This window comes from Actinacidiphila sp. DG2A-62 (assembly GCF_035825295.1).
In the GTDB taxonomy this organism is placed as follows: domain Bacteria; phylum Actinomycetota; class Actinomycetes; order Streptomycetales; family Streptomycetaceae; genus Actinacidiphila.
This window is the reverse complement of record NZ_JAYMGI010000002.1, coordinates 5,171,674-5,194,659: the sequence shown is the minus strand read 5'-3', so window position 1 is coordinate 5,194,659 and position 22,986 is coordinate 5,171,674. Positions and strand designations below refer to the sequence as shown.

Genomic DNA, 22,986 nt, shown 5'->3' with positions numbered 1-22,986 from the left:
TTCACACCCGCATGGGCTGCGGCGACTCGCGCCGGCCGGCGTCCGGGCCGGGGTACTCGCGGATGATCTCGTAGCGGGTGTTGCGCTCCACCGGGCGGAAGCCGGCGTCGCGGATCAGGTCGAGGATGTCGTCGCGGGTCAGCTTGTTGGGCGTGCCGTAGTCGTCCGCGTCGTGGGTGATCTTGTACTCGACCACCGAGCCGTCCATGTCGTCCGCGCCGTGGTTGAGCGCGAGCTGCGCGGTGGACAGGCCGTGCATCACCCAGAACACCTTCACGTGCGGCACGTTGTCGAACAGCAGCCGGGAGACCGCGAAGGTCTTCAGCGCCTCCGCGCCGGTGGCCATGGTGGTCCGCGCCTGGAGGGTGTTGCGGACCTTGCCGTCCTTCATGTCCACGAAGTCGTGCTGGTAGCGCAGCGGGATGAAGACCTGGAAGCCGCCGGTCTCGTCCTGCAGTTCGCGCAGCCGCAGCACGTGGTCGACGCGGTGCCGCGGCTCCTCGATGTGCCCGTAGAGCATCGTGCAGGGCGTCTTGAGGCCCTTGGAGTGCGCCAGCCGGTGGATGCGGGACCAGTCCTCCCAGTGGGTGCGGTGGTCCACGATGTGCTGCCGCACCTCCCAGTCGAAGATCTCCGCGCCGCCGCCGGTCAGCGACTCCAGGCCGGCGTCGATCAGCTCGTCCAGGATGTCGGAGGCGGACATGCCGGAGATCGTCTCGAAGTGGTGGATCTCGGTGGCGGTAAACGCCTTCAGCGACACCTGCGGCAGCGCCTCCTTCAGCGCCTTGAGCGACCGCGGGTAGTAGCGCCAGGGCAGCGTCGGGTGCAGGCCGTTGACGATGTGCAGCTCGGTGAGGTTCTCGCCCTCCATCGCCTTCGCCAGCCGCACCGCCTCCTCGATGCGCATGGTGTACGCGTCCTTCTCCCCCGGCTTGCGCTGGAAGGAGCAGTACGCGCACGACGCGGTGCACACGTTGGTCATGTTCAGGTGGCGGTTGACGTTGAAGTGCACCACGTCGCCGTTCTTCTTCGTGCGCACGTGGTGGGCGAGGCCGCCGAGCCAGGCCAGGTCGTCGGACTCGTAGAGGGCGACGCCGTCCTCCCGGGTCAGCCGCTCGCCGGCGTAGACCTTCTCCTCCAGCTCTCGCTTGAGCCCCGCGTCCATGGCACGCCTCCTGATCAGCGAATCGACCCGATCGACCCTACTCCCCCGCTTCCCGGCCCGGCGCGGGGCCCGGCGCGGGGCCCGGCGCGGGGCCCGGCGCGGGGCCCGGCACGGGCCGGCGGCGCGCCCGCGGCCGGGACGCCTCACGCCTCCTCCGGCAGCTCCCCGACCCGGTTCTCCCACTTGGTGGAGAGCACGATGGTGGTACGGGTGCGGGCCACGCCCTTGGTGCCGGACAGCCGGCGGATGGTGTGCTCCAGGCCGTCGACGTCGCCGACCCTGACCTTGAGCATGTACGAGTCGTCGCCGGCGATGAACCAGCAGTCCTCGATCTCCTCCACGTCCCGCAGCCGGCGGGCGACCTCCTCGTGGTCGGCGGCGTCGGAGAGCTGGAGGCCGACCAGTGCGGTGACGCCCAGACCCAGCGCGGCGGGGGCGACGGTGGCGCGATAGCCGGTGATCACACCGGCCTGTTCCAGCCGGTTGATGCGGTCGGTGACGCTCGGCCCCGACAGGCCGACCAGCCGTCCCAGCTCCGCGTACGAGGCCCGGCCGTTCTCCCGCAACGCCTGGATGAGCTGCCTGTCCACCGCGTCCATCAGATGGGACCCTCCCGTTCGATCCGCGACCGCACTGTCCGGACTCGAATCTAAGGCATCAACGGGTTCGTGCCCTGCACATCTATTCTTGCGGAGGGCTGAAGGCGCCGGGTTCCCCGGCCGGCCCCGGCGCGCGGGCCACGCCCAGCTCCCCGGACCAGCGGCGGTAGAGGGTGTGCGGCACGCCTGCCGCGTCCAGCACCCGGCCGGCCACGAAGTCCACCAGGTCCTGGATGTGCGTCGCGCCGGCGTAGAAGGCGGGCGAGGCGGGCAGCACCACCGCGCCGGCGTCGTCGAGCGCGACCAGGTGGCGCAGCGTCTGCCCCTCCAGCGGGGTCTCGCGCACCGCGACGACCAGCGGCCTGCGCTCCTTCAGCGTGACGCCGGCCGCGCGCTGCAGCAGGTCCTTGGACAGGCCCAGCGCCACGCCCGCCACGCACGCGGTCGAGGCCGGCACGATCAGCATGCCCTTGGCCGGGTACGACCCGGAGGACGGTCCGGCGGCCAGGTCGCCGGCCGGCCAGTACCGCACGTCGGCGAGGTCGAAGCGGCCGAGGTCGTCCAGGCCCGCCAAGGCGCCGGGAGCGGCGGACCCACCCGAGCCGTGCGGGCCGTGCGGGCCGAACGCGGTGCCGTGCGCGCCGCCGTGCGGGCCGAACGCGTCCGGCTTGCCGTCCGCGCCGCGCGCCAGCCACGCCGCCAGATCCTCACGCCAGTGCGCGTCCCGGAACGCCCGGCCGGTCTCGTCCAGCAGCGTCAGCCGCGCCGCCCGGCTCACCACCAGGTCGACGGCCTCCCCCGCGGCGAGCAGCGCGCGCAGCACCGCGGCGGCGTACGGCGTCCCCGACGCGCCCGACACCCCCACCACCCACGGCCTGCGGCCCGGCACCTGCGTCACGACGTCTCTCCTCCAGGACCCCCACGACCCCCTCACCCTAAGCGGTGCGTCCCGGCCGGGCAGCGCGGCGGCCGGGCAGCGGCGCGGGCCGCGGGGGGCGGAGCCGCGGCCGGGAACCGCGGGCGTCCGCCGAACGTAAGAGACAATGGGGGCGTTGGCCGGTCGGGCCGGGGGCAGGGGGACTGATGGCATACGGACAACAGACGGCGCACCGCGCGGGACCGAGGTCCGTGGCGCTGGCGCCGCTGAGGGCGGGCGGCCGGGTCGCCGCGGCCGCGGCGCTGATGGCCGGCTGGGTCGGTCTGCTGTGGGTGCTGGAGGCGGTCGACACCATCTCCGGGCACCGCATGGACGGCCTCGGCATCGAGCCGCGCAAGACCGGCGAGCTGATCGACATCGTCCCGTCCGCGTTCACCCACTTCGGCTTCGCGCACGTCGCCGCCAACAGCCTGCCGCTGCTGGTGCTCGGCTTCATCGCCGCGCTGCGCGGCATAGCCCGCTTCCTCGCGGTCGCCTTCGCCATCATCGTCGTCGGCGGCCTGGGCGTCTGGCTGGTCGCGCCCGCGCACACCAACACCGCCGGCGCGTCCGGGCTGATCTTCGGCCTGTTCTCGTACCTCCTGGTCCGCGGGTTCGTGGACCACCGGGCGCTGGACGTGGTGGTCGGGCTGTGCGTCGGCCTGCTCTACGGGTCGATCCTGTGGGGCGCGCTGCCCACCGCGCAGGGCGTGTCCTGGCAGGGCCACCTCTTCGGCCTGGTCGGCGGGGTGGTCGCGGCCTTCGTCTTCCGCGAGCGCGGCGCGGCGGTCCCGGCCGGCAACTGACCCCCGCCCGCGCGGAATCGTTCCCTCCGGCGCCCTCCCCGGCGCTCCCGGTACGATCCGCGCCCGATCCGTCCGGCGTCCTTCCGCCATTCCGCTGCCGGATCCGGGCAACCAACGGCGCCCTGAAATCGTCGAATACCCACGTGAGTCCACAGGACGCCCACAGCTACGCTCTACCCGTCCATCCGTCAGACGGCCCGTTCCGGGGTCGCTGATGCTTAACGCCACAAGGAGTTCGTCATCAACAGCATGCGCAAGGGCCTCGCCGCCGCCGGAGTGGTGGCCCTCATAACCGCCGGGTCCGCCGCCTGCGGGACGGACCACACGACACCGCAGGGCAAGGTCGACAAGGCCTTCTCCTCCTTCGGCGGCCAGAACACCGTGACCCTGGGCCTTGCCTTCGACGGCTCCGCGGACCAGATCTACGCGTCGATGAAGGACGAGGACGACTTCACCCGCGACGACGCGAAGCTGCTGGCCTCGCTGCACCTGTCGCTCGGGGTGACCACCCCCAAGTCCTTCAAGCTGCTGGGCAAGGCGCACACCGCGCAGGGCGGCGCGTTCACGCTGGCGCTGTCCACCGACGAGTCCGGCGACACCAGCCTCGCCGAGATCCGCGTGGTCGACCAGAAGCTGTTCCTGCACGCCGACGTCAAGGGCCTGGAGAAGCTGGCGCCCAACCAGAACTCCACGGACATCCAGCAGCTCAACCAGTTCCTGGACCAGGCCGACCAGCTGCCGTCCTCGCTCAACTCGGTGAAGGCCGCGCTCAAGGGCCAGTGGATCAGCCTCGACCCCAAGGCGTTCGCGGACTTCGCCAAGTCGATGGGCGGCTCCTCCGGCGACGACTCCGGCAGCGACCCGCTGGCCGGCGGCCTGCCCGGCGTGCCGAAGATCGACGCCGCCACCCGCGCCAAGATCGTCGACGCGCTGCGCCAGGCGTTCACCACCAACGTCACCTACAAGGACCTCGGCAACCACGACGGCGCCGACCACGTCCAGGTGACCGCGCCGGCCAAGCAGCTCGCCAAGGCGATCGACGACGGCCTCACCCCGGTCCTCAAGGACATCCCCGGCTACGACTCCACAGCGCTCAGCGGCCTTCAGGACGTGCCGAACAAGACGATCTCGGCGGACGTCGGCGTCAAGGACGGCAAGCTCAAGTCGATCACCTTCGACGTCGAACAGCTCGACGACCAGGCGACCGGCAAGCTCCCGCTGACCCTGACGTTCGACGGCAGCGCCAAGGCCATCAGCGCGCCGCCCGGAGCGCAGGTCGTCAACCCGCAGGACATCGTCGGCCTGGTGATGTCCGGCCTGGGCAAGGACGACTCCGACTCCGTCTGATCCCTCGGGGTCCGGTCCCTCCGACCGCCCGCGGCCCCGGCGCTACCAGCCGAGGCCGCGGGCGATCAGGTCGAACAGCGCGAAGACGAAGAGCGTGATGCCGATCACGCCGTTGACCGTGAAGAAGGCCCGGTTCAGCCGGCTCAGGTCGTGCGGCCGCACGATCGAGTGCTCGTAGACGAACGCGCCGCCCACGATCACCAGACCCGTCCACCAGAACCCGCCGGCGTGCGTGGCCAGGCCGTACCAGACCAGCAGCGCCGCGGTGACCGCGTGGCAGACCCGCGCGCCGATCAGCGCGGCCGGGATGCCGAACCGGGCCGGCACCGACTTCACGCCGTGCGCGCGGTCCGCGGCCACGTCCTGGCAGGCGAAGATCAGGTCGAAGCCGCCGATCCAGATGCCGACCGCGAGCCCCAGGATCACCGCGTCCCACGACCAGGAGCCGGTCACCGCCAGCCACGCGCCGACCGGGCCCATCGCCTGCGCCAGGCCCAGGATCGCGTGCGGGAAGTTCGTGAACCGCTTGCCGTACGGGTAGACCACCATCGGCACCACGGCGATCGGCGCGAGCGCCAGGCACAGCGGGTTGAGCAGCGCCGCGGCCCCCAGGAAGACCACCACGGCGACCAGCGCCCCGGCCCACGCCGTGCGCACCGACAGCGCGCCGGTGACCAGTTCGCGGCCGGCCGTGCGGGGGTTGCGCGCGTCGATCTCCCGGTCGATGATCCGGTTGCAGGCCATGGCGAACGTGCGCAGGCCCACCATCGCGACGGTGACCAGCAGCAGGTCGCCCCAGTGCACCTCGGAGCTGTCGCGGAACATCGCGGTCAGCGCGGCGATGTACGCGAAAGGCAGCGCGAAGACCGAGTGCTCGATCATCACCATGCGCAGGAACGCGCGGGTCGGGTCGCCTCCGCTCGCGCGCGGCGGCTTGGCCTTCGCACTGCCTCCGCCCAGGATGACGTCGCTGCTCACAGCCCGTACTCCCTCCAGCGCTTCGTCACCCGTTCGGCGGTCTCCGGGTCGGAGAGCACCATCTCGGGCCAGCCGCCGTCACGCGTGTAGCCCTCCTCGGGAAGCTTACGTGTCGCGTCGATGCCCGCCTTGCCGCCCCAGAACTGCTGGTACGACGCGTGGTCGAGGTGGTCCACCGGGCCCTCGACCACGGTGAGGTCGCGCGCGTAGTCGGTGTTGCCCAGCGCCCGCCAGGCGACCTCGTGCAGGTCGTGGACGTCGCAGTCGGCGTCGACCACCACGATCAGCTTGGTCAGCGACATCATGTGCGCGCCCCAGATCGCGTGCATCACCTTCTGCGCGTGCTTGGGGTACTTCTTGTCGATCGAGACGATCGCGCAGTTGTGGAAGCCGCCGGCCTCGGGCAGGTGGTAGTCCACGATGTCCGGCACGATGATCTTCAGCAGCGGCAGGAAGAACCGCTCGGTGGCGCGGCCCAGCGGCCCGTCCTCGGTGGGCGGGCGGCCGACGACGATCGACTGGAACAGCGGCCGCCTGCGCATGGTGACGCAGCTGACGGTGAGCGCGGGGAACGGCTCCTGCGGGGTGTAGAAGCCGGTGTGGTCGCCGAACGGCCCCTCCGGCAGCGTCCTGCCGGGCTCCAGCCAGCCCTCCAGCACCACCTCGGCGTGGGCGGGCACCTGGAGCGGCACGGTCTTGCAGTCGACCGTCTCCACCCGCTTGCCCTGCACGTAGCCGGCGAACAGGTACTCGTCGATGTCGGCGGGCAGCGGCGCGGTGGAGGCGTAGGTGACCGCGGGCGGGCAGCCGAAGGCGACCGCGACCGGCAGCCGTTCGCCGCGGGCCAGCGCCGCGCGGTAGTGCTCGCGGCTGTCCTTGTGGATCTGCCAGTGCATGCCGATGGTGCGCCGGTCGTGCCGCTGCAGCCGGTACAGGCCGAGGTTGCGCACTCCGGTGGCCGGGTCCTTGGTGTGGGTCAGGCCCAGGTTGAAGAAGGAGCCGCCGTCGCCGGGCCAGGTGAACAGCGCGGGCAGCGCCTCCAGGTCCACGTCGTCGCCGGTGAGCACGACCTCCTGGACCGGCGCGTCGCCCGGCTTCACCTTCTTCGGCGGCACGTGCACCATCCCGGCGAGCTTGCCGAACGCCTCGCGCACCCCGACGAAGCCGTGCGGCAGTTCGGGCTTGAGCAGCCCGGCGATGCGGTCGCCGATGTCGGCGTACGAGGACAGGCCGAGCGCCTTGAGCAGCCGGCGGTCGGTGCCGTAGACGTTCATCGCCAGCGGCGCGATCGAGCCGCGCACGTTCTCGAAGAGCAGCGCGGGCCCGCCGGCCTTGTTGACCCGGTCGGTGATCTCGCCGACCTCCAGGTAGGGGTCCACCTCGGCGGTGACCCGCCGCAGGTCGCCGTCCTTCTCCAGCGCCCGGAGGAACGAGCGGAGATCGTCGTAAGCCATGCTGCCCAGTCTTCCATCCGGCCCAGGCTCTACGCTTGGGGGTCGTCGCGGGGCGGCAGAACCCCGCCGTCCTTTCCCGGGGGGAATGCCGAACCATGCTGCGGTACGCGCCGTACCTGGTGATCCTCGCGCTGTGGATCTACGCCTTCGCCGACTGCATAGGCACGCCCGAGCGGCAGGTGCGCTTCCTGCCCAAGCTGGCCTGGCTGATGATCATCGTGTTCTTCGGCTGGATCGTCGTCGGCCCGCTGGCCTGGCTGATCGCCGGCCGCCACCGGTACGTCGCGGCGCCCCCGGTGACGGTCCGCGCGGTGCGCGGGCCGGCCGAGGACGAGGGCGCCGGCAACGGGCGCGCCGAGCGCCCCGGGGGCCGGACCGCGGCCTGGCAGCCGCCGCCCCGGGGCTGGGTCGCCCCGGACGACAACCCGGAGTTCCTGCGCTCGCTGGGCGAGTTGAACCGGCGCAACCGGGGAGACCGGGGCGACCTCGGCGACGGGGACTGACCGCGCGGCCAGTCCCCCGGGGGGCGGGAGCGGGGTCAGACGCCGGCGTAGGAGTGCTTGCCGGTGACGAAGATGTTGACGCCGTAGTAGTTGAACAGGAAGCACGCGAAGGCGATCAGCGCCAGGTAGGCGGCCTTGCGGCCCTTCCAGCCGGCCGTCGCGCGGGCGTGCAGGTAGCCGGCGTAGGCGACCCAGGTGATGAACGACCAGGTCTCCTTGGGGTCCCACTCCCAGTAGTGGCCCCACGCGGCCTGCGCCCAGATCGCCCCGGCGATGATCGTGAACGTCCACAGCGGGAAGACCAGCGCGTTCATCCGGTACGCGAACTTGTCCAGGGTGGCCGCGGCCGGCAGCCGCCGCATCACGTCGCCCCAGCGGCCGTTCTGCGCGCGGCCGGCGGTCAGCGCGGCCTCGTAGTGGTCGCGGAACAGGTACAGCAGGGTGCCGACGGCGGCCAGGTAGAACACCGCGCCGGAGATGATCGCGCAGGAGACGTGGATCCACAGCCAGTACGAGTGCAGCGCGGGCACCAGCTGGTCGCTGGAGGTGTAGAGCACCGACAGCGCCAGGCCCAGGTCCAGCAGCACGGTGGTGGTCAGGAACAGGCCGATCCAGCGGACGTTCTTCTTCAGCGCCAGCAGCACCAGGTACGCGCCGACCGCCACCATGCCGAAGGTGGTGGAGAACTCGTACATGTTGCCCCAGGGGGCGCGCTGCACGGAGGCGGCGCGGAAGACCACGCCGGTCAGGTGGAGCAGCCAGGCCACCACGGTGAAGGACACCGCGATCCGGCCGTAGAGGTCGCCGCGCTCGCTGCCGCCGGCGGCGCCGGGGCCGTCGGCGATGCCGCGGTCGCTGGCCGAGGCGCGGGTGACGACCTTGGGGCGCTCCAGGGTGGCGGTGCTGCCGCCCCGGCGGACCTGGACGGCCGGCGCCTGGCTCGCGGCGGCGGCCCGGGCGTCCGGCGCGACGAGCGCGGCGGACTGCACGGCGACCTTGCTGCGGCCGCCGAAGACCCACTCGGCCAGGTGCGCGAGGAAGGCGAGCGCGTACACGAACATCGCCGAGCGGATCATGTAGTTGCTGTAGTTCGCGAAGTTCTCGTTGACCGCGGCAGCGAGGTTCACGTTCACGCGCGGGCTCCTTCGTCATCGGATGCGGCGGGTTCGGCGGGGGCTTCGGGTTCCGCGGCGGCGGACGCGGCGGGTTCCGCGGGTTCGTCGGGTGCGACGGGGGCGGCGGGTTCGTCGGGTGCGACGGGGGCGGCGGGGAGCAGGTCGACGGCGACGTCGCCGAGTTCGTCGGCGATCCGCGCGGACTCGCTGCGGCCGAGGCCGCCGAGCTCCACCAGGCTGCCGCCGCCCTCGGCGGGCGTGGCGCGGACCCAGATCCGGCGGCGCTGGATGAACAGCGAGCCCATCAGGCCGAGGATCGCGGCGGCGCCGCTGACCAGGGCGCCGGTGTTGCCCGACTGGTGGGAGACGGTGAAGCTGGCCCAGGTCTTGATGCCGTCGAAGGTGAGGGTGCCGTCGCCGGCCGGCAGGGTGAGCTTGTCGCCGGGCGAGAGCGCGACGCCGTTGACGCCGGTCTTGGTGTCCAGCTTGTACTGCTTCATGTGCTTGGTGTCGAGCTGGTAGACGTTCTGCGCGATGCCGGAGTCGATGCCGAGGTCGCCGTGGAAGGCGTTCAGCCACAGGATCGGCTGGTCCAGCGTGGGGAACACCGACATCGGGCCGAGCTGGGGGCTGCCGGTCGGGGTGAAGTAGCCGTTGAAGGCGAGCTGGTTGGGCTTGCCGTCCTTGCCGAGCGCGTCGGGGACCTTGATGACGCCGGAGGAGGTGAGGTTGGCGTCCTGCGGCAGGAACGGCACCGGGCCCTGGAAGGCGATGTCGCCCTTGGCGTCGCGCACGGTGACCACCGGCGCGTAGCCGTGCGAGATCAGATAGACCTTCTCGCCGCCGATGCTCAGCGGGTGGTTGACCGAGATCTCGCTCTTGGTCTCCTTGCCCTCCGCGCCGTTCCAGTAGTGGATGTTGGCGCGGAACAGCAGCGCGGTGCCGCGGTCGGGCCCGGACGTGGAGTACTTCTGGTCGAAGCTGTCCAGGTGGAAGCCGAACGGCTTCAGGTCGTCGGCGCCGTAGAGGGTGCCGCCGCTGAAGTCGTCGTACTCGGCGAGGCTGTTGACGAAGCTGTCGCCCTCGACCACCAGCCGGCCGCCCTGGGCGCCGTACAGCGAGGTGATCGCGAAGGAGACCAGCAGGCCGAACAGCGCGATGTGGAAGAGCAGGTTGCCGGCCTCGCGCAGGTAGCCCTTCTCGCCGGCCACCGAGGTGCCGGAGGAGGCGGTGCGGAAGCGGCGGCGGCCCAGCGCCGCGCGGGCGGCCTCGGCGACCTGCTCGGGGCTCGCGTCGGTGCGCCAGGTGCTGTACGCGGGCAGCCGGGCCAGGTTGCGCGGCGCGCCCGGCGGCCGGGAGCGCAGCTGGCCGACGAACTGCCAGCTGCGCGGGACGATGCAGCCGGCCAGCGAGACGAACAGCAGGATGTAGATCGCGGAGAACCACGGCGAGCTGTAGACGTGGAACATCCCCAGCCGGTCGTACAGCGGGCTGATGTCCGGGTGCTTCTTGCGGAACGCGTCGACCTTGAGCTGGTCGGAGTGCTGCGGGATCAGCGAGCCGGGGATCGCGGCGAGCGACAGCAGGAACAGCAGCACCAGCGCGATCCGCATGGAGGTCAGCTGCCGCCACGTCCAGCGCAGCCAGCCGAGCACGCCGAGGCCCGGCGCCTGGTTCAGGGTGTCGGTCGGCGCGGTGCTCAGCTGGGCGCCGGCCGCGCCGAGTTCCTCGTCGCGGTCCTCGCGCGGGTCCGGCGCCTCGTCGCGCGCGGTGTCCTTCTGGGTGATGCTCATGGGTTCAGACCCCTGGGGTGAAGCCGCTCGACCAGACCTGCATCTGGTTGGTGAAGTGCTCCCACACGCCGGTCACGAGCAGGACGCCGACCGCGACCAGCATGCCGCCGCCGGCCCGCATGACCCAGACGTAGTGCCGTTTGACCCACGCGAACGCACCGAGCGTACGGCGGAAGGCCATGGCGGCCACAATGAAGGGCACGCCCAGGCCCAGGCAGTAGAAGAGCATGAGCAGCGCGCCGCGCAGCGCGCTGGCGTCCTGGAAGGCCAGCGTGTTGACCGCGCCGAGGGTGGGGCCGACGCACGGCGTCCAGCCCAGGCCGAACAGCACGCCGAGCAGCGGCGCCCCGGCCAGGCCCATGGTGGGCCGCATGTGGAAGCGGAACTCGCGCTGGGTCAGCCCGCCGATGACGCCCATGAAGGCCAGGCCCAGCACCACGGTCAGCGCACCGAAGATCTTCGTCAGCACCTCGCGGTGCGCCTGGAGGGTGACGCCGAAGTTGCCGAACAGCGCGCCGCCGGAGACGAAGACGGCGCTGAAGCCGAGCACGAACAGCAGCGACCCGGCGAACATCCGGCCCCTGCGGGCCTCGCCGAGGTCGGTGCCGGTGACGCCGGTCACGTAGGAGAGGTAGCCGGGCACCAGCGGCAGCACGCACGGGGAGAAGAAGGAGATCAGCCCGGCGAACATGGCGATCGGGATGGCTGCCAGCAGCGCCCCGCTGAGCACGGTCTGGCTGGTGTCGGCGGCGAGCACGGCGGCGGGGTGCGCGGGGGCCGCGGCGAGCAGCGCGCCGGGGTGTGCGGGACCGGCCGCGAGGGCGGTCAGCGTGGCGCCGGCCATGTCACTTCTCCGCGGCGACGGGGTCGACGAGCGCGTGCAGCTCGTCCTCGCTGAGCGCCTTGAGCGCGCGGGCGGCGATCCGGCCCTGCCGGTCGACGACGAGCGTGGCGGGCAGGCTCTGCGGGTTCACGCTGCCCGGGGGAAGCGCAGGATGAGCTTGCCCGGCTCGTCGTAGAAGCTGGGGTAGGTGATGCCGAACCGCTTCTCGAAGCTGATCGCGTTGGCCTGCGAGGCGTCGCGGGTGTTGATGCCGAGGAACTGCACGCCCTTGGCCTGGTCGGCCTTGGCGACGGCGGCGAGGTTGGGCGCCTCGGCGCGGCAGGGGGCGCACCACGAGCCCCAGATGTTGATCACCACGACCTTGCCCTTGTAGGCCGCGAGGCTGGCGTCGCCGCCGCCCACCGCCCGGCCGCTGAGGTCGGGCGCCTGCTTGCGGTCGGCGGGCTTGATGTGGATGATCTCGCCGCTGCCGTTGACGAAGTTGGAGCCGCCGGCGCTGGAGCCGGAGGTTCCGGAATCGCACGCGGCCGCGGTGAGCGCCAGCGCCGCGGCCCCGGCGAGCGCGGCGGCGCCGCGCAGGGGTCGGCGGCGGAGGGCGCGGGTAGGACTCATGTGAAAAGTTTCGCATGGCCCTTCGGGCGCTTCGTCCCGCCCCCGACGCCGACCCCAAAAGCGGCAATATGCCCCAAGTAAGGAAGGCTCAGGCCGCGGCCGGGGTGAGGAACTCCCGCCACCCGCCGGTGGGCTGCTGGCCGACCTCCAGCGTGCGCAGCTTGGCCAGCAGCGCCGGGTCCTGCGCGTCCAGCCAGTCGGTGAACTGCCGGAACGACACCATCCGCACGTCCTTGTGACCCTGGGCGGCGATGTGCTTGAGCGCCTCCTCGACGGCGTCCATGTAGATGCCGCCGTTCCACTGCTCGAAGTGGTTGCCGATGTAGAACGGCGCGCGGTTGGTCTCGTAGGCGCGCTGGAAGCCGGCGATGTAGGAGGCGGTGGCCTGGCTGCGCCAGCCGGGGTAGTTGCGCGGGTCGGAGCGGGTGGCGGCGTGCGACTGGTTGGCCAGGATGTTGTAGTCCATGGACAGCACCTCGAACTTGTGCCCGGGGAAGGGCATCGCCTGCAGCGGGAAGTTCCAGATGCCCTGCCTCTTGTCCGGCCAGACCTGGTTGCCGCCGGGGTTGCTGGTGTCATAACGCCAGCCGAGCGCGGCCGCGGTGGGCAGCAGGTTGTCCTGCCCGAGCAGGCACGGGGTGCGGCTGCCGATCAGCTCCTTCGCGTAGTCGAAGGGCAGCGGCTCCTCGTCGTGCCAGCCGGTGTTGGTCTTCCACTGGGTGACGAACGACACGGCCTGGTCGATCTCGCTCTTCCAGTCCTCCGGCGTCCAGCGGGCGACGCTGCCGCGCCCGGCGCAGAAGTGGCCGTTGAAGTGGGTGGCGATCTCGTGGCCCTCCAGCCACGCCTGCCGCAGGTTGTCCAGCGTCATCCGGATGTGCTCGTCGGCGAGGTAGCCGATGTCGGAGGCGCCGCGCGGGCTGTTCGGCGGGTTGTACATCATCTTCTTGTCCTCCGGCAGCAGGTAGAGGCCGGAGAGGTTGAACGTCATGAACGCGCCGTGGTCGGCGGCGAGCTTGCGGAAGCGGGGGAAGAGGCCGTTGCCGATCTCGCCGGCGCCGTCCCAGGAGAAGATCACGAACTGCGGCGGGGTCTGGCCGGGCTCCAGCCGGTCCACCACGGGCTGGTTCGGCTGCGGGCCGGTGTCGGCGGTGGAGCCGTCGCCGATCAGGCGAATCGTTTTTGCGGGGGGCCGCGGTGCGCTCGCGCCCGAGTGCTCGCCGGTCTTCTGCGCGGCGGGGGCCGGGGCGGCGGCGCCCTTGCGGTCGGCGCCGCAGCCGGCGAGGGCGGCCGCGGCGGCGGCGCCGGCGGTGGTGGTCAGCATGGTCCTGCGGGTCAGCCTGCGGGTTGTGGCAGTCATGCGGTCCCCGATCGTCGTGCGTCCCCCGCCGTGGGGGCGGGGGGCTGCCACCAGAGCGGGGATTAGTCATTCAATACGACGTTCACAGGTTCCTCATGGTTATGACGAACAGGTCACGACGGCGGGCTCGACCCTCGGGTGGCCGATAAATATCACCGCGATGCGCCCATTCCGGCACAACGCGGCGATATGTGGTATACGCGGCGCGTCAACCCGCCCGGCCCCCCTGCCGCCGAGCGCGGCCCCGGGCCCCGACCCCGGGCGTCCCCGTACGCCCCCGGCGCCGCAGCAGCAGCCGCTCGGCATCCGGGCCGCCCCTGCCCGCCGCCCCCGTCCGCGCCTCCGCAGTGGCTCGCCGCGCCGTTCCCCGCGCCCCTGGCGGGGCGTGCGTGGACGTCAGCACGTCTTCTGAACGCCCGACGCCGGCCCATCAGGGGCGCGGGGAACTGCGCGAGCGACCACGACGGCGACGCAGACGGCAACGGCACCCCAGGGGCAACCCGAACCCCGCAGGGGCGCGGCCCGCACGGCGGCGCGGACGGGGGCGCGGGGCCGGGGGCACCCCGGATGCCGGGGGACGTCGCCCGCCCGGCTAGGGCTTGGCGTGGAGGTGCGCCGGCACAAGATCCAGCGCCGGCTCGCTGTAGCCGACGGACACGATCTCGTCCCCCCGGTACGTGAACGTCGTCAGACTCGCCAGCGTGCACTGCCGCCGCCGCGGATCGTGCCACAACCGCCGCCGCTCCGCGTACGACCGCACCGTCCAGATCGGCAGCTGGTGGCTGACGCACACCGCCTCGTGGCCGCGCGCCGCGTCCCGCGCCGCCGCCAGCGCCGCGGTCATCCGCACGACCTGCTCCACGTACGGCTCGCCCCAGCTCGGCTTGAACGGGTTGACCAGGAGCCTCCAGTTCGCCTGGCTCAGCGCCCCGTCGCCGACGCCGAACTTCTTCCCCGCGAAGCGGTTCTCCGCCTCGATCAGCCGCGGGTCGGTCGCCACCTGCAGGCCGTGCGCCGCGGCGACCGGCTCCGCCGTCTCCTGCGCCCGCTCCAGCGGCGAGGCGACCACGTACCGGATGTCCCGGTCGGCCAGGTGCTCGGCGACCCGCTCGGCCATCTTCCGGCCCAGCTCGGACAGGTGGTAACCGGACGCCCGCCCGTACAGCACGCCGTCGGGGTTGTGCACCTCGCCGTGCCGCATCAGGTGGACGACGGTCAGTTCCTCGGCGCTGCTCATGCGCGGGCCTCCGCTGCGGCGCGCGCGGCGGCGGGCAGCGCGGCGGCGATCCGCGCCACGGCCTGCTCGTCGTGCGCGGTGGACACGAACCAGGACTCGAAGGCCGACGGCGGCAGGTAGACGCCCTGGGCCAGCATGGAGTGGAAGAAGGCGGTGTAGCGGAAGCTCTCCTGCGACCTGGCGTCGTCGAAGTCGCGGACCTCGTTCTCGGTGAAGAAGACCGAGAACATGCTGCCCGCGTTCTGCACCCGGTGCGCCACGCCCTCCTTGGTCAGCGCCTCGCCGACCAGCCCGCGGATCTCCCGGGACACCGCGTCGACCTTCTCGTACGCCGCCGCGTCCAGCAGCCGCAGCTGCGCCAGGCCGGCCGCGGTGGCCACCGGGTTCCCCGACAGCGTGCCCGCCTGGTACACCGGCCCGGCCGGCGCGAGCTGCGCCATCACGTCCGCCCGGCCGCCGAAGGCCGCGGCCGGGAAGCCGCCGCCCATCACCTTGCCGAAGGTCATCAGGTCCGGCTCCACGCCGTCCAGGCCGTACCAGCCGCCCGCGCTGACCCTGAAGCCCGTCATCACCTCGTCGGAGACGTACAGCGCGCCGTCGTCCGCGCACAGCTGCCGCACCGCCGCGTTGAAGCCGTCCCGCGGCGGGACCACGCCCATGTTGCCCGGCGACGCCTCGGTGATCACGCAGGCGATCTCGCCCGGGTGCGCGGCGAACGCGGCGCGCACCGCCTCGATGTCGTTGTACGGCAGCACCAGGGTGTCCCCGGCCTGCGCGCCCGTCACCCCGGGGGTGTCCGGCAACCCGAACGTGGCAACGCCGGAACCCGCGGCCACCAGGAGCGCGTCTACATGACCGTGGTAGCACCCCGCGAACTTGACCACCTTGCTGCGCCCCGTGAAGCCGCGGGCCAGCCGGATCGCCGACATGGTCGCCTCCGTGCCGGAGGACACCAGGCGGACCTGGTCCAGCGGCGCCACCCTGGCGGTCATCGCCTCGGCGAGCGCCACCTCGCCCTCGCCGGGGGTGCCGAAGGAGGTGCCGCGGGCCACCGCCTGCTGCACCGCCGCCACCACCTCCGGGTGCGCGTGGCCGAGAATCATCGGTCCCCAGGAGCACACCAGGTCGACGTAGCTCCTGCCGTCGGCGTCGGTGAGGTACGCGCCGGAGCCGGACACCATGAACCGGGGCGTACCGCCCACCGCGCGGAAGGCGCGCACCGGGGAGTTCACGCCTCCTGGCGTCACGGCGGCCGCGCGCTCGAAGAGTTCCTGGGACAATGGTGCGTCGTACGGATAGCCCGGGGGGCTCGCGGGGTTCGGGTCAGTCACGGGATCGCTCACGAACACATCGTCTCAAACGCCGGGCGTTGCGCCGCAACGATCTCGACCCGGCATCTGAGACGATGATCGGGTTGCATGGTTGGGTCAGCGGATGGTCGGGTAGTGGAATGCAGCAGCGTGGTGGCGGACGGGGCGAGGGGTCCGGCGATCGCGACCCCGAGGACGCCCGTCCCACCGGCAGGCGCCGCCGCATCCCGAAGGACCGCATCATGCCGCACGAGACACCGCAGGACCCGTCGGAACCCCGCACAGGACAGCCGGCGGGGCCGGCGCAACGACCGACCGCAGAAAGCAGGAGCAGGGGTGGCCGAGTGGGGGTGACCTACAAGTACTTCGGCGCACCCGACGGGGCCACCGCGGCACGCGTTCCGATCTCCATGCGACCCGAGGAACTGGGCGGCGACGAACTCGGTCAGGGCATGTACACCAAGGTCAAGCCGGAGACGATGGCCGCGATGGTGCTCACCGGCATCGAGGGCATACCCCCGTCCAAGGTGCCGCCGCTGGAACTGGTCGTCCTGCACCCCGACTACGCGGTGGTCCGGCTGCCCGCCTCGGTCGTGGAGCCGCTGCGCACCGCCGACGAGGAGTCGCTGGGCGCCGCCGCCTTCATCTGGTCCACGGTCCCCGACCGGCGCGGCCCGCGCGACGCGTTCGTGATCTACCAGATGCTGCACGAGTGGCAGGACTTCGCCCGCCGGTGCGAGGAATCCGGCCACCAGCTGTACTGCCTCGTCTGGCCCTGAGCCCGGCTCCCGGCCCCGCCCGGGGCCTGCGCCGGGCCGGCCCACGAACCTCGGACGCGGCCCGAACTCCCGTTCCGTTACGCCCTTTTCGCCCGCGTCTGCCTCTGGCGGATCTGCGCCACGACCCGAACTCGCAGCAGGGGCAGGGGAAGGCGGCGAACGGGTACGAAACCGGCATCACACCGAGCGGCGGCCGGAAGGACCCGCGGCCGGTCCCGGGACGCGCCGGACCGACGCAACCGGTCGCCGACGCGACCGGTCGGGCCGCGGGGGCGCGCAACAGGGCCCGTCAGCGGTCGAGTTGGGCGAACGCCTTGGTCAGGCCGCGCTTGAGCAGCCGGGACACCGGGCCCTCCACCAGCCGGTGCACCAGGTAGCTGAGCAGCAGCCCGCCCGCGATCAGCCCGGCCACCAGCAGCCGCGCGTCGTAGCGGTCGCGCAGGTAGTGGATCGCCGTGGTGCCCGCCGCGTAGTGCAGCAGGTAGAAGGGGTACGTCAGCGAGCCCGCGGTGACCAGCCAGCGCCACTGCACCCGGTCGGTCAGCCCCAGCGCGACGCCCACCATGAACAGCAGGAAGACCGTGTAGATCAGCAGCGCGCCGCGCCAGCTCGACACGTGCTCCACGGTGTCGATGCGCCGCCCCAGCTCGTCCTGCGCCATCAGCCAGGACAGCGCGAGTATCCCCCACAGCAGCAGGTCCTGACCGAACCGGTACATCAGGAACAGCGCCAGGCCCGCGATGAAGTACCAGGCGCCGTCCGGGTCGGCGAGCAGCACCAGCGCGGGGAAGCCCGAGACCGGCGCGAGCATCGCCACCGCGCCCCACACGCAGCAGAACAGCACCACCCGGCGGTAGGTCAGCCCGAAGGCCACCACCGCCAGGAATATCAGGTAGAAGCGCAGCTCCGACCAGAGCGTCCAGTACACGCCGTCCACGTTCCCGATCCGCGAACCGGACTGCAGCATCGAGAGGTTGAACAGCGCCTGGCGCGGCGTCGGCTTCGGCCAGATCGCCGGCCACGCGGTGAGCACCACGGTGGTGAAGACCACGCCGAACCAGTACGCCGGGTACAGCCGGATCACCCGCGAGACGAAGAAGTCCCGCGGCCTGCGCCCCCAGCAGGACATGCAGATCACGAAGCCGCTGATGACGAAGAAGATCTCGACGCCGATCCAGCCGTACGCGGCGACGCGGAAGACGCTCGGCACGATGTCGGAGGCGGGCCGGCCCCACACGACGTTGTGCGGCGTGTCCACGCGCTTGGTGCCGACGTAGTGGTGCAGCGCCACCATGACCGCGGCGAGCAGCCGCAGGGCGTCGATGATGTACAGGCGGGCGCGGCGGGGGGCGGCGGGCGCGGGCCGCGTCGTCGCCGCGGGCTGCGCGCCGGGCTGCGGCCCGGGGCCGGCTGCTCGGGGAGCGGGTACGGCGGGGCCGGCGCGGGAGATGCGGCGGACGCGGGAGGCGCCGCGGGCGGGGTACGCACCCCCAGCGGAGTCCGTACGCCGAGCGGGCTCCCGCCGGGTACCGTCACCTGATGAGGGCGCGGCCAGTCGTCCGCCCCACCGCCCGCATGCCTCATGAACCGTCCCCATCAAGCCGGATGAAGCTTCAAGCTACGATAAAGAGCAGGGAACGAATCGGACAGGAAGCGGCATTCCACTTCGGTTAACGGAGACTTGGCCGGACACTCCCCGAACAGACACGCGGTGTTCGCCGGGTCGCCACCCGCCGGGCATCGCGCCGGGTCGCACCGCCGCCGTGGCTGATGCCGATACCGGTGCCCAGCCGATGCCGGCGCCGGCGCCGCCGCCTGATGACATCCGTCATGCCGAAGACCGGAGGTCCAGCCCTGCCGCCGGGCATCCCCCTCCGGCGAGACTCCTGCCATGACGACCAACGGGGAACCCGCGGCGGCAGCCACCGCCACCGCCACAGCCACTGCCACCGCCACCGCGGAGCCGACCACTCCCGCCGAGCCGGCCACCGCCACCGCAGAGCCGACCGCGCCGCCCGCGTCGCCCGCGCCCTACAAGCCGGTCCCCGTCGCGTTCTTCGCCTTCGAGGGTCTGATCGGCGCCTCGTACGACGTGGTGAAGAGCTACGCGTACGGCTGGGTGGTGCTCGCGGTCGCCGCCGTCGTGAACATCGCGCTGGCCCGGACCGTGCTGCGCGGCCGGCTGAAGACGGCCCGCGCGATGCTCAAGGCGCGCAGGACCCGCAAGCTCGCGGCCGGCCTGATCGCGCTGCGCGTCGGCGTGCACCTGGCGTTCGGCGCGGTCGGCGTCCACGCGACCTCGCCGGCCGCCCACATCGCCTTCGCGGCAGGGATGTGCGCGGCGACGGTCTGCCTGCTCGCCTTCGACCAGAAGGTGATGCTGCGGGCGCTGACCGCCGAGGCGCAGCGGACGGCTCCCGGCCCGCTCGCCACGGCCTCCTGACCACCGCATGTCCTGCATCCGTCCGGCAGGAAGCCGAGGAAGCCCAGCAAGCCCAAGCAAGCACAGCAAGCCCAGGAAGCCCAGGAAGGCGGCAGCCGAGATGAGCACCCGCACCCGTACCGCGGTGGTGACCGGCGCGAGCAGCGGCATCGGCGCCGCGACCGCCCGCAGGCTGGCCGAGGCGGGCTTCCACGTGGTGCTCACCGCGCGCCGCGCCGACCGTCTCGACGCGCTCGCGAAGGAGCTGGCCGCCGACGGCCGCAGCGTCGCGGCGCACGCGCTGGACGTCACCGACCGGGCCGCGGTCGACGCCTTCGCCGCCGGCCTCGACGGCTGCGACGTCCTGGTCAACAACGCCGGCGGCGCGCTCGGCGCGGACCCCGTGGAGAGCGCCGACCCGGCCGAGTGGCGGACCATGTACGAGGTCAACGTCCTCGGCGTGCTCCACGTCACCCAGGCGCTGCTGCCCGCGCTCACCGCGTCCGGCGACGGCACGATCGTCGTGCTGTCCTCCACCGCGGGCCTGGCCACCTACGAGGGCGGCGGCGGGTACGTGGCCGCCAAGCACGGCGCCCACGTGATCGCCGAGACCCTCCGGCTGGAGCTCAACGGCCGCCCGGTGCGCGTCATCGAGATCGCCCCGGGCATGGTGAAGACCGACGAGTTCGCCCTGACCCGCTTCCACGGCGACACCGACCGCGCCGCCGCGGTCTACGCGGGCGTGGACGCCCCGCTCACCGCCGACGACGTCGCCGACACCGTCACCTGGGCGGTCACCCGCCCCTCCCACGTCAACGTCGACCTCCTCGTCCTGCGCCCCCGCGCCCAGGCCTCCAACACCAAGGTCCACCGCGGCGCCCCGTAATTCGTTCACCTGTTCGAGTGAACGAGAGCCGAGAAGCCGCCGGTCGAGGGGCCCCGCCCCGCAGGATCGGGCCATGTCTTTCATGGACCTCGAAATCCCCGAATACGCCTACATGTTCGGCTTCCTGCAGATGGACGGCCACCTCGCGCGGGACACCGGACGCAAGGGCCGCCTGACGGTCGAGATCAGCGCGCGGGACGAGTCCGTACTCCACCAGTTCCAGCGGCTCACCCCCTACCCGAGTTCCCTCACCACGCGTACCCGCACGACCAACTTCTCGTCCGCGCACACGTCGACGATCTGGACCCTCTGCGCCCTGGAAGCCCGCGAACGCCTGGCGGCCCTGGGCCTTCCGTACGGCCGCAAGTCGGCAATCGTCCGGCCGCCCAGAGTGCCGTTCGCACGACGTGACTACGTGCGTGGACTCATCGACGCCGACGGTTCCGTCGGGCACACGGCGGAGGGCCTGCCGTTCATCTCGCTCGCCACGGCGAGCACGGCCATCGCCGCCTACCTGTGCTTCTACGTCCGGCAGACGACCGGGACCGAGCGCCGTACGCGCCGCAACGCGCGCGACGGCGTGTACAACGTCGCCTACATGCGGGAAACCGCGGTCGAGCTGGCCCGCCACCTCTACTACCCCGATGCCCTCGCGCTCGAGCGCAAGCACGCGTCGGCGCAACGGATCGCCGCATGGGTCCGACCGGACGGCATCGCGAAACGCCCCCGAGCCGGCGCTGGCGGCCGCACGAGGACCGAGCGCTCCTGGAGATCGGCGACCCCGCCACGGCCGCACACCGCCTGGGCCGATCCACCGCGAGTTGCGGCATGCGGCTGTGGCGTTTGCGCAACGGACACGCGTGAACACGTCACCCGATAATCCGCCCCGACGGGCGCTCGTGGGGGGACGTGCGGTAGACATTGTGTCCGGGGCGCGCTCGGGTGCGCCAAGGGTTTAGCGCGGCGCGTCCGCTTTTGACCGGGGCCGGCCGGGATCGGGAACGGGCGGTGCCGGGCACGGGAGCGGGAGCGGGTCCGAAGGGCCGGAGGAAGGGGCGAGGCCAGGTGCGGTCCATTCGCGGGCGGCTGCCGTCCCCGTCGGCGCGGGCGTCCGTCGCGGCGGTGCTGGCGGCGGCCGTGCTGGGCACGGTGAGCGCCTGCACCGGCGGGGGCGCCTCCGCGGACGCCGCGTCCGACGGGAAGTCGCTGCCGGCCGGCGGCAGCACGTCGCCGGCGCTGCCGCCGGGCAAGTACCAGACGCTGCCGCAGCCGTGCGCCTCGGTGGACCCGGACGAGCTGCGGAAGCTGGTGCCGGGCGCGAAGGACTACGCGGGCGACGAGTCGCTGACGTACGACACCGACCGCCGGGTGGGCTGCGCGTGGCACGGCGCCGGGCCGGGCGGCTACGCGCACTGGCTGACCGTGGACCTGGAGCGGGTGGTCTCCTACGACCCGGGCGTGAGCGACGAGGTGCAGGCGGAGTCCGACTTCGACCAGCGCGCGCAGGCGGCCTCGATCCCGCTGACGCCGCTGGGCGGCACGGGCACGCCGACCGGCGCGTCCACCGGCGCGGCGGGCGGCTCCTCCGCGGACGGCGGCCAGGGCACGGCGGGCGGCGGCGCCGGGGGCAGCAAGGGCACGAACGACGGGTCCGGCGGCTCGTCCTCGGGCACGAGCGGCCAGGACGGCGGCAGCGGCGCGAGCAGCGGCGACGGCACCTCCGCCGACCCGAGCCTGGCGCCGCGCCGTCTCACCGACCTGGGCAACGCCGCGTTCATCGACGACGTGCTGAAGACGCCAGCGGCCGGCCCGCGGCGCACGGTGACGGTGGTCTTCCGCACCGCGAACGTCGTGGTGAGCGTCACCTATGTGGCCTCCGCGCCCAAGGGCGCGACCCCACCGCAAAGCGCTGACCTGCAGAAATCCGCGCAGCAGGTGGCCGTGGAGCTCCAGCGCAGCGTCGAGAAGTAGGCCCGCCGCACCCGCGCGGCCCTTTAAGGTGGGTGCCCGGCGAAGCCCGGCGTCCACCCGGACGTCACGTCGGCGAGCACGTCACTTCGGCGAGCAAAGGACCACCGCACCATGGAACGACCCCGACGCACCGCTCCGCGTCTGGCCGGCGGGCTGCTGGCCTGCGCGGTCCTGGCCGCGATGCTGATCGCCGGCTGTTCGTCCGGCGGCTCGGACGGCTCGGACGCGGGCAAGGACTCCCCGAGCGCGTCGACCGGCGCGGGCGCCGGGAGCGGCACCCCGACCCCGACCGTCGCGCCGGTGAAGTACGCCGCGCTGCCCGCCTCGTGCAAGGCGGTCTCCGCGTCCACCGTCGCCGCGCTGGTCCCCAAGGCGAAGAACCCGAAGGGCACGGTGGCCACCAGCTCGGACGCCGCCACCCGCGGCGGCTGCTCGTGGACCGGCAACGGCAAGGACGGCTACCAGTACCGCTGGCTGTCGGTGACGCTGCAGCGCTTCGCCAACGACCCGCAGCTCGGCTCGGGCGAGCAGCAGGCGCAGAAGCGGTACGCCCAGCAGGTCGGCGAGCTGGGCGCGGTCAAGGGCTTCAGCTCCACCGCGGTGACCGGCATCGGTGACCGGGCGACCTCGGTCGCGGGCCGGGCCACGGTGGCGAAGGTCACCTCGCAGAACGACACGGTGGTGGCGCTCAGCGGCAACGTGGTGGTGCTCGTGGAGTACGACGGCGCGGGTCTGGTCGGCAAGAAGAACCCGAGCGCCGCGACCGTGGTGAGCGGCGCCGAGCGCGCGGCGAAGGACGCCGTGGCGGCTCTCGCGGCGGCGAACGCGTAACAGTACGCGGAAAACCGCGCCGGACTGCGCCTCCCTGGCCCCCGTATCCGTACGTTTG

General features: G+C 72.4%; 21 protein-coding genes and 1 pseudogene. 9 read left to right on the top strand and 13 right to left on the bottom strand.

Annotated features, from left to right (window positions below):
• Position 1: 1 nt before the first annotated feature.
• The 3 genes from mqnE to VSR01_RS23295 all read right to left on the bottom strand — a co-directional run bounded on the left by mqnE (position 2) and on the right by VSR01_RS23295 (position 2,653).
• Entirely contained in the window at positions 2-1,165 is a 1,164-nt protein-coding gene (mqnE, locus tag VSR01_RS23305; protein ID WP_326451103.1) for an aminofutalosine synthase MqnE, read from the bottom strand.
• A 143-nt stretch (positions 1,166-1,308) separates the two neighbouring features.
• Positions 1,309-1,764 (bottom strand): Lrp/AsnC family transcriptional regulator, encoded by a 456-nt coding sequence (locus VSR01_RS23300; RefSeq protein ID WP_326451102.1) that lies wholly within the window; start codon positions 1,762-1,764, stop codon positions 1,309-1,311.
• 82 nt (positions 1,765-1,846) lie between these two features.
• On the bottom strand, positions 1,847-2,653 hold the full coding sequence (locus VSR01_RS23295; RefSeq protein WP_326453774.1) for a UbiX family flavin prenyltransferase: 807 nt from the start codon (positions 2,651-2,653) through the stop codon (positions 1,847-1,849).
• Between the two features lie 194 nt (positions 2,654-2,847).
• On the opposite strand from VSR01_RS23295, the gene VSR01_RS23290 reads away from it, so the two are divergent.
• Together VSR01_RS23290 and VSR01_RS23285 are read left to right on the top strand one after the other, a co-directional pair.
• Entirely contained in the window at positions 2,848-3,486 is a 639-nt protein-coding gene (locus VSR01_RS23290) for a rhomboid family intramembrane serine protease (RefSeq protein ID WP_442785520.1), read from the top strand.
• Between the two features lie 249 nt (positions 3,487-3,735).
• The gene (locus tag VSR01_RS23285) at positions 3,736-4,833 is read left to right on the top strand and encodes a hypothetical protein (protein ID WP_326451101.1); all 1,098 of its coding nucleotides are present in this window, start codon (positions 3,736-3,738) and stop codon (positions 4,831-4,833) included.
• Between the two features lie 42 nt (positions 4,834-4,875).
• Here VSR01_RS23285 and mqnP read toward each other — a convergent pair whose 3' ends face one another.
• Together mqnP and VSR01_RS23275 are read right to left on the bottom strand one after the other, a co-directional pair.
• A complete protein-coding gene (gene mqnP / locus VSR01_RS23280; protein ID WP_326453772.1) occupies positions 4,876-5,793 on the bottom strand; it encodes a menaquinone biosynthesis prenyltransferase MqnP in 918 nt (305 codons plus the stop codon).
• A gap of 14 nt (positions 5,794-5,807) precedes the next feature.
• Complete coding sequence (locus VSR01_RS23275) at positions 5,808-7,265, bottom strand: menaquinone biosynthesis decarboxylase (RefSeq protein WP_326451100.1); 1,458 nt, start codon at positions 7,263-7,265, stop codon at positions 5,808-5,810.
• Positions 7,266-7,360: 95 nt separating this feature from the next.
• Between VSR01_RS23275 and VSR01_RS23270 the strand changes: the two genes are divergently transcribed.
• Positions 7,361-7,768: a PLD nuclease N-terminal domain-containing protein gene (locus tag VSR01_RS23270; RefSeq protein ID WP_326451099.1), complete on the top strand. Its 408-nt coding sequence runs from the start codon at positions 7,361-7,363 to the stop codon at positions 7,766-7,768.
• 35 nt (positions 7,769-7,803) lie between these two features.
• On the opposite strand, the gene ccsB is transcribed toward VSR01_RS23270, so the two are convergent.
• The 7 genes and pseudogenes from ccsB to hemL all read right to left on the bottom strand — a co-directional run bounded on the left by ccsB (position 7,804) and on the right by hemL (position 16,072).
• Positions 7,804-8,895, bottom strand: coding sequence for a c-type cytochrome biogenesis protein CcsB (gene ccsB, locus VSR01_RS23265; protein WP_326453771.1), 1,092 nt, complete (start codon positions 8,893-8,895; stop codon positions 7,804-7,806).
• A gap of 2 nt (positions 8,896-8,897) precedes the next feature.
• Positions 8,898-10,676 (bottom strand): cytochrome c biogenesis protein ResB, encoded by a 1,779-nt coding sequence (gene resB / locus VSR01_RS23260; protein ID WP_326451098.1) that lies wholly within the window; start codon positions 10,674-10,676, stop codon positions 8,898-8,900.
• A 4-nt stretch (positions 10,677-10,680) separates the two neighbouring features.
• Entirely contained in the window at positions 10,681-11,520 is an 840-nt protein-coding gene (locus VSR01_RS23255; RefSeq protein WP_326451097.1) for a cytochrome c biogenesis CcdA family protein, read from the bottom strand.
• Position 11,521: 1 nt separating this feature from the next.
• Positions 11,522-12,132, bottom strand: a pseudogene (locus tag VSR01_RS23250) (TlpA family protein disulfide reductase).
• Between the two features lie 88 nt (positions 12,133-12,220).
• Positions 12,221-13,492 (bottom strand): hypothetical protein, encoded by a 1,272-nt coding sequence (locus VSR01_RS23245; protein WP_326451096.1) that lies wholly within the window; start codon positions 13,490-13,492, stop codon positions 12,221-12,223.
• 592 nt (positions 13,493-14,084) lie between these two features.
• Complete coding sequence (locus tag VSR01_RS23240) at positions 14,085-14,729, bottom strand: histidine phosphatase family protein (protein ID WP_326451095.1); 645 nt, start codon at positions 14,727-14,729, stop codon at positions 14,085-14,087.
• Positions 14,726-16,072: a glutamate-1-semialdehyde 2,1-aminomutase gene (gene hemL, locus VSR01_RS23235; protein ID WP_326451094.1), complete on the bottom strand. Its 1,347-nt coding sequence runs from the start codon at positions 16,070-16,072 to the stop codon at positions 14,726-14,728. Before hemL ends, VSR01_RS23240 begins: the two co-directional genes overlap by 4 nt.
• Before the next feature lie 107 nt (positions 16,073-16,179).
• On the opposite strand from hemL, the gene VSR01_RS23230 reads away from it, so the two are divergent.
• Entirely contained in the window at positions 16,180-16,818 is a 639-nt protein-coding gene (locus tag VSR01_RS23230; protein WP_442785519.1) for a hypothetical protein, read from the top strand.
• A 289-nt stretch (positions 16,819-17,107) separates the two neighbouring features.
• On the opposite strand, the gene VSR01_RS23225 is transcribed toward VSR01_RS23230, so the two are convergent.
• Positions 17,108-18,415, bottom strand: coding sequence for an acyltransferase family protein (locus VSR01_RS23225; RefSeq protein WP_326451092.1), 1,308 nt, complete (start codon positions 18,413-18,415; stop codon positions 17,108-17,110).
• 294 nt (positions 18,416-18,709) lie between these two features.
• Between VSR01_RS23225 and VSR01_RS23220 the strand changes: the two genes are divergently transcribed.
• The 5 genes from VSR01_RS23220 (at position 18,710) to VSR01_RS23200 (ending at position 22,928) form a co-directional block, all read left to right on the top strand.
• Complete coding sequence (locus VSR01_RS23220; protein WP_326451091.1) at positions 18,710-19,261, top strand: hypothetical protein; 552 nt, start codon at positions 18,710-18,712, stop codon at positions 19,259-19,261.
• Between the two features lie 100 nt (positions 19,262-19,361).
• Complete coding sequence (locus tag VSR01_RS23215; RefSeq protein ID WP_326451090.1) at positions 19,362-20,126, top strand: SDR family oxidoreductase; 765 nt, start codon at positions 19,362-19,364, stop codon at positions 20,124-20,126.
• 73 nt (positions 20,127-20,199) lie between these two features.
• A complete protein-coding gene (locus tag VSR01_RS23210) occupies positions 20,200-21,006 on the top strand; it encodes an LAGLIDADG family homing endonuclease (protein WP_326451089.1) in 807 nt (268 codons plus the stop codon).
• Positions 21,007-21,191: 185 nt separating this feature from the next.
• Positions 21,192-22,097, top strand: coding sequence for a hypothetical protein (locus VSR01_RS23205; protein ID WP_326451088.1), 906 nt, complete (start codon positions 21,192-21,194; stop codon positions 22,095-22,097).
• A gap of 111 nt (positions 22,098-22,208) precedes the next feature.
• Positions 22,209-22,928: a DUF3558 domain-containing protein gene (locus tag VSR01_RS23200; protein WP_326451087.1), complete on the top strand. Its 720-nt coding sequence runs from the start codon at positions 22,209-22,211 to the stop codon at positions 22,926-22,928.
• Positions 22,929-22,986 lie beyond the last annotated feature (58 nt).

Excerpts from the sequence above, each read along its gene's own strand:
- VSR01_RS23225 (WP_326451092.1), bottom strand. The coding sequence starts at position 18,415 with ATGGGGACGGTTCATGAGGCATGCGGGCGGTGGGGCGGACGACTGGCC.
- VSR01_RS23245 (WP_326451096.1), bottom strand. The coding sequence starts at position 13,492 with ATGACTGCCACAACCCGCAGGCTGACCCGCAGGACCATGCTGACCACC.
- mqnE (WP_326451103.1), bottom strand. The coding sequence starts at position 1,165 with ATGGACGCGGGGCTCAAGCGAGAGCTGGAGGAGAAGGTCTACGCCGGC.
- VSR01_RS23255 (WP_326451097.1), bottom strand. The coding sequence starts at position 11,520 with ATGGCCGGCGCCACGCTGACCGCCCTCGCGGCCGGTCCCGCACACCCC.
- VSR01_RS23285 (WP_326451101.1), top strand. The coding sequence starts at position 3,736 with ATGCGCAAGGGCCTCGCCGCCGCCGGAGTGGTGGCCCTCATAACCGCC.
- resB (WP_326451098.1), bottom strand. The coding sequence starts at position 10,676 with ATGAGCATCACCCAGAAGGACACCGCGCGCGACGAGGCGCCGGACCCG.
- VSR01_RS23270 (WP_326451099.1), top strand. The coding sequence starts at position 7,361 with ATGCTGCGGTACGCGCCGTACCTGGTGATCCTCGCGCTGTGGATCTAC.
- VSR01_RS23300 (WP_326451102.1), bottom strand. The coding sequence starts at position 1,764 with ATGGACGCGGTGGACAGGCAGCTCATCCAGGCGTTGCGGGAGAACGGC.
- VSR01_RS23220 (WP_326451091.1), top strand. The coding sequence starts at position 18,710 with ATGACGACCAACGGGGAACCCGCGGCGGCAGCCACCGCCACCGCCACA.
- VSR01_RS23215 (WP_326451090.1), top strand. The coding sequence starts at position 19,362 with ATGAGCACCCGCACCCGTACCGCGGTGGTGACCGGCGCGAGCAGCGGC.
- VSR01_RS23240 (WP_326451095.1), bottom strand. The coding sequence starts at position 14,729 with ATGAGCAGCGCCGAGGAACTGACCGTCGTCCACCTGATGCGGCACGGC.
- VSR01_RS23230 (WP_442785519.1), top strand. The coding sequence starts at position 16,180 with ATGCAGCAGCGTGGTGGCGGACGGGGCGAGGGGTCCGGCGATCGCGAC.
- VSR01_RS23210 (WP_326451089.1), top strand. The coding sequence starts at position 20,200 with ATGTCTTTCATGGACCTCGAAATCCCCGAATACGCCTACATGTTCGGC.
- VSR01_RS23275 (WP_326451100.1), bottom strand. The coding sequence starts at position 7,265 with ATGGCTTACGACGATCTCCGCTCGTTCCTCCGGGCGCTGGAGAAGGAC.
- VSR01_RS23200 (WP_326451087.1), top strand. The coding sequence starts at position 22,209 with ATGGAACGACCCCGACGCACCGCTCCGCGTCTGGCCGGCGGGCTGCTG.
- VSR01_RS23290 (WP_442785520.1), top strand. The coding sequence starts at position 2,848 with ATGGCATACGGACAACAGACGGCGCACCGCGCGGGACCGAGGTCCGTG.